General features: G+C 63.7%; 4 protein-coding genes. 2 read left to right on the top strand and 2 right to left on the bottom strand.

All coding sequences use genetic code 11. The annotated features are described in order from the left end of the window. The coding region (locus tag G3N93_RS33990) for a shikimate kinase (RefSeq protein WP_307873445.1) at positions 1-564 on the top strand (564 nt) is incomplete at its 5' end. A 306-nt stretch (positions 565-870) separates the two neighbouring features. Here G3N93_RS33990 and G3N93_RS33985 read toward each other — a convergent pair. Next, complete coding sequence (locus G3N93_RS33985) at positions 871-3156, bottom strand: Ig domain-containing protein (RefSeq protein WP_206134935.1); 2286 nt, start codon at positions 3154-3156, stop codon at positions 871-873. A gap of 500 nt (positions 3157-3656) precedes the next feature. Continuing rightward, complete coding sequence (locus G3N93_RS33980) at positions 3657-3980, bottom strand: H-type lectin domain-containing protein (protein WP_174934024.1); 324 nt, start codon at positions 3978-3980, stop codon at positions 3657-3659. 472 nt (positions 3981-4452) lie between these two features. Here G3N93_RS33980 and G3N93_RS33975 point away from each other — a divergent pair. After that, positions 4453-4985, top strand: a 533-nt coding sequence (locus G3N93_RS33975; RefSeq protein ID WP_206134934.1) for an SDR family NAD(P)-dependent oxidoreductase, incomplete at its 3' end; no start/stop codon positions are given.

The raw sequence follows: 4985 nt of genomic DNA, 5'->3' as shown, positions 1-4985 counted from the left end.
GTGAGCGCCGTCGTCGCGGCGGCCGACGCGTGCGCCCTGCCCGCCCGCGCATTCCTGGTCGGCATGATGGGCGCAGGCAAATCGACGCTCGGCCGCGCGCTCGCGGCATCGCTCGGCTGGACGTTTGTCGACAGCGACGACGAGATCGAGCGGCGCACCGGCCATTCCGTCGCTGTGCTGTTCGACAAGGTCGGCGAAAGCGGCTTTCGTCTGCTCGAAATGCAGATCGTCGATGAACTGACGCAGCGCCCGAATGTTGTCGTGGCGACCGGCGGGGGGGCGGTGCTGAATCCGCGCAACCGCGCGCGCCTGAACGAGCGCGGCTGCGTGATCTACCTGCATGCGGATCCGGATGCGCTGTGGCGCCGCACGCGCGACGACACGCGCCGGCCGTTGCTGCAGGTGGCCGACCCGCGGCAGACGCTCGCTGCGTTGTACCGCTTGCGCGACCCGCTGTATCGCGAATGTGCGCATGCGCTCGTCGACACGACTTCGCAGGGTGTCGCACGCGCGACGGCCGATGTGTTGACGGTGTTGCTGGCACGGATCGACGCGACGGATTGAGGACGTACGCAGCGTGCGCTCGCTTCCCTGCTCCTCGAATCGCACGAGGGGGCGGCCCGGACATTGCACGTCAGACACGTTTTCGAAACGGCGAGTTTGGATTTCCAATCATGCTGTTGTGATAAGAAAAGTTATCCGAACATCGTCGTCACTTTGTCCAACTGCGTGTTCCGTAGCAGACGAATCGGCTCGTCACGCGACGAATCCGCAGGCGTCGCCTGAGCAACGCGCGCCGCACAGCTGCCGCGACGCGCGTCCGGAATGCAGGCGTGAAGGCCCGCGAAACCGCCGAACGGGGGCGATACTTCAGCGCACCTTGATCGTGTAAGCGGCTCGCGCGTCAGCCAGTCCCCCGTCATTGGTGGCCGTGACGGTGAAGGAGTAGCTCCCGGCGTTGCCGGGCGTCCCGACGATCCCGCCGGTGTCCGGGTTGAGTAGCAGACCGGGAGGCAACGCCCCGCCGGTCACCGCAAAATGGAGTGTCGCAGGCGTATTCGTCGTGACTCTCGCTTCGTAGAGCGTGCCTCGCGCGGCATCCGGCAAAACCGCGGGGCTCAGTTGCGGCGTCGGCGCCGATACGGTCTGCGGCTCGCCGAACGGCGTGCCGTCGGATGTCAACTGCTGTAACGACCAGCTCTGCCCGGGACGGACGACCGTCAGGGTCCAGTGCGTCTTCAGATCGAGGAACTCGAACTTCTGCTTCTCGGTGAAGGCGCCCAGATTTCTGGCCGTTTCCCACTGCTTGATTTTCTCGAGAATCTGGGATGTCAGTGAATTGTCCGAGGACAGGCTATCCATCGTGAACCAGAAACCGGTGCCGGCGTTGAGCCCCGCGCCGCGTGCGAGCTGGGTTTCGATCTGGAACTGGGTGTCGGCGTCGAGCGTCCAGACGCCTGTGAGATTGAGCCACCCAAGCATGCCCGGCAGGTAGTTGGCCTGGTAGAAGTCATTGTTGCGGAGCATCTGACCCATCGGATCGCCCCAACTCGCGCGGGTCAGCACGTCCCACGCATTCGAGGTCATCCGGCTGGTTTCGCTGATGTAACCATCGTGCCCGGTATGGGTCGCGTAGGTGCCGTTGATCAACCGGGCAATGCCGAAGCTGCCCCAGCCGGAGAGGCTGGCGGATTCCACGCCGTCAAACGAGTGGGACCGGATGCCGACGTCGTTTCGCAGGGCCCCCAGCCGGTCGGCAATCTCGTCGATGATGCCGAGGCCGCCGGTGGCCCCGTCGTACTCGTTCACGATCACCCGCGCAACGGGCGTCCCGCGCTCGGCTGCGGCCGCGGTGGAGCCCCATAGGCCTCGCTGCAGCCCGCTGACTTGCCATACCGTGCCGATCTTCTGGAAGCTGTCGAACGAGATGAATTCGTCGCCCACGCGCAGCATTTTTTTGTTGATCGCGGCCTGCGCGGGTCCGGGTACGGGCAAGTAGAGCGCCGTGTCCAACTTGCTCAAGGGCCGGGACAACGCGGCTTGCGGGCCCGTGGCCAAACGCGGGTCCGGGATCGGCGAAACGTAGGGGTCGATGGCGCGGTCGGAGCCGGTGCTGATGAAGTCCGACATGGTATGAACGCCGACGCGGACACCGCGCTCCTTTGCAATGGCCACGAGGCGTGCAGCGTGGTCGTCGCTGCCGCCGAAGCTGCCGTCGAACCGATAATGGCCGGTGTATGCCCACGGCCCGCGACAGTCCGGCGGAAGCGAGTAGATGTATTGGATGCCCGCGCTTTTGGCGAAGCTGGCAGCGTGGTTGACATTGTCGATGGCGAGATTGGTCAGCACAAGAAACGACTGGCTGCTGGCCTGGGCGACTTTCTGCCATTGGCCGTTCTGGGTCGGATACGGAAGGTGCTCGCCCGACGCGATGAACGACAGCACGGTCGTGACGAGATCCGGTTCGCAACCGTATAGCGCAATTTTCGATCCGATTACCGTGCCGTTGCTGTCGAGCGGACCGAGCGGAATCGGCGCGCCGGTGGGGTTGAGCCGCTCACGCCGGCGCGTATAGTCAAAAGTAAAGGCACGCAGCACGGCCCCCCACGAAGTCTTGGCGGCCACGCTCCACGGTTCCATGGGCGCTACATGCAGCAGGTACGGATTGGGGTCGACGTCACTTTCCCAGCCGTATTGCGGATATTCCTTGGGCCACGCGCCTTCGGTGCGGTCGTTGAGCGGCTTGAGGCCGATCGCGAAATCGTTGTTGCGCACCACGCCTGCGGCTTCGCCGACGGTCTGGTTGATCGCGATGGGCAACGGCCCCCACAGCAGCGTCTGAACGTCGCTGCCGGCGGTGATGAACACCCGGGTGACTTCAAAGGTGGCGTAACCGTTCTTCTGCAGGACGCGGACGTCGGCCTCGAATCCGAGACGCGTCTCGCTCACGAAGTAGAGCGTGCTGTCAGCGGCGGACCATCGGACGCCAGTGGGCATCACCTGTTGTCGGTCGATCACGAGACTGACGAACGGGACGGATTTCCCGGGCGCAATGAAGTCGTGGCCGCTGCGGGAATCGACGAGTTCGACGACAGCGCCGGTGGAGTCCAGGCCCAGCGTCAAATAGCCAGCCGGAATGTGCAGAGTGCTTGTCATGTTTCGACTTTCCTGACGATAAGAGCGGGCGCAAGCGGCGCAGTTTCACCATTGCACCCTTCTCAGGCGTGCCGTGAGCCCATGTTTAGAATGGCTAATCGATATCGCCGGCATACGAGTAGCGGCGGTTGGCCACTGGACGCAGCCGATCCGGCGGACAGACTGGAGCATCCGTGCATGCCGTCGGCGCCGGCACTCCTTCGCCGACGGGTGAGCGCACCGGCTTTCGACGCTCGATCCTTCCGGGATCAGGGCCACGGGATCTGCGTCGTGAGCCTTGTGTGCGGCACATGACAAGCGACGCACCGTGACTGCCTCAATCGCGCTCGCCGACGCAAGCGCCCTGCTCGAGGCATGCTGCACGGCAATCCGTTCCGATGGCGGCCAGCCGCGGTGGATGGCGGCTGGCCAGCCGCCGTACTCCCTGGTCGAACTTCCGGTCTTGGAACCGGCGCAACTCGAAAGGAGACGGCGGCCGCATGATGCCGGCGTGTGTTGACTTATTGGCTCGGAACTTCGGCGATGTACGCGATGTAGAGGTTTTGCCCCCAATCGCTGCCCGAGTATTCGGGGAACACCGCATCCTGGCGCGTGATGTTGACGTTGAATCCGGTCGTCGTGACCTTGGTCACCGTCACCGAGAACGTGTCCGGATAAGAGGCTCCGTCGTTGGGGTCCTGGAGGGCCGTCACGACGACGATGGGAGCGGTCGAAAACGTGCCCGGGAAAGCGATTTTCGTATTGAACGGCGGGTTTTTCCAGGATTTCCGGTCTTGGCCTTGTTGGCTGCCGATTGCCTGCTTTGCTACGATTCTTTCCAGCATTTCAAGCTCCTAATGGAAAAGACGATTGACCTCGTGGATGAGCCTTGCGCGAAAGCCCTCCGCTCGAAGCAAAGTTATGCCGCGCGCACGTCGAAAGCGATTACACGTGATTACACGAATGAAGTAGCGATCCGGGTTCGGTTCGTCGACATGGCGGCCGAACTGTCACCATGCGAGCCGTAGGTCGGGCAATGTCGAAGCCTCGTATGACCGACACGCGACACCGTCGCGGCAACGAAATGCCCTCGCTGCGGAAGGGCGACGAGTCTTTGACGTGCAACCCCACCGAACGTCCTGATTGGCAGCGCTGACCGCAGTCCGCCGCCCCTCCCCGCATTTGTTCCCGCGACGCAAGACTGTTGCTCCACGGTGGGTGTTCGAGATTGCAACCGGCACGCCTACAGTTCGCCCATCGGATTCATCGATCCGGTCGGCACTGAAGCCGGGAACCCATCACCCATCGAGGCAAATCATGAGCGCATCCAAAGTCATCATCGTCACCGGTGCATCGCAAGGCATCGGCGCGGCAACCGTCGACGCATTCCGGGCCCGCGGCCATCGCGTCGTCGCCACGTCACGTTCGATCGGGCCGTCGAACGATCCCGATCTCGTCACCGTCGCGGGCGACATCGGCGACCCGGCCGTCGCACGGCGCGTGGTCGATGCCGCCATCGAACGCTTCGGCCGCGTCGACACGCTCGTCAACAACGCGGGCATCTTCATCGCGAAGCCGTTCACGCAGTACACCGCGGACGACTACGCGCAGATCACGAGCGTCAACCTGAACGGTTTCTTCCACGTCACGCAGCATGCGATCGCCGCGATGCAGAAGCACGGCAGCGGCCACGTGGTCAGCATCACGACGAGCCTGATCGATCACGCGAACAGCAACGTGCCGTCGGTGCTCGCATCGCTGACGAAAGGCGGATTGAATGCGGCGACGAAGTCGCTCGCGATCGAGTATGCGAAGGCCGGCATTCGCGTGAATGCGGTGTCGCCCGGCAA

The sequence above is a fragment of the Burkholderia sp. Se-20378 genome (assembly GCF_017104665.1).
Lineage (GTDB): Bacteria > Pseudomonadota > Gammaproteobacteria > Burkholderiales > Burkholderiaceae > Burkholderia > Burkholderia lata.
This window is presented reverse-complemented; position numbering and strand designations above follow the sequence as displayed.

Bases quoted from the DNA above. Each gene is read 5' to 3' on its own strand.
- G3N93_RS33985 (WP_206134935.1), bottom strand. From the start codon at position 3,156: ATGACAAGCACTCTGCACATTCCGGCTGGCTATTTGACGCTGGGCCTG.
- G3N93_RS33980 (WP_174934024.1), bottom strand. From the start codon at position 3,980: ATGCTGGAAAGAATCGTAGCAAAGCAGGCAATCGGCAGCCAACAAGGC.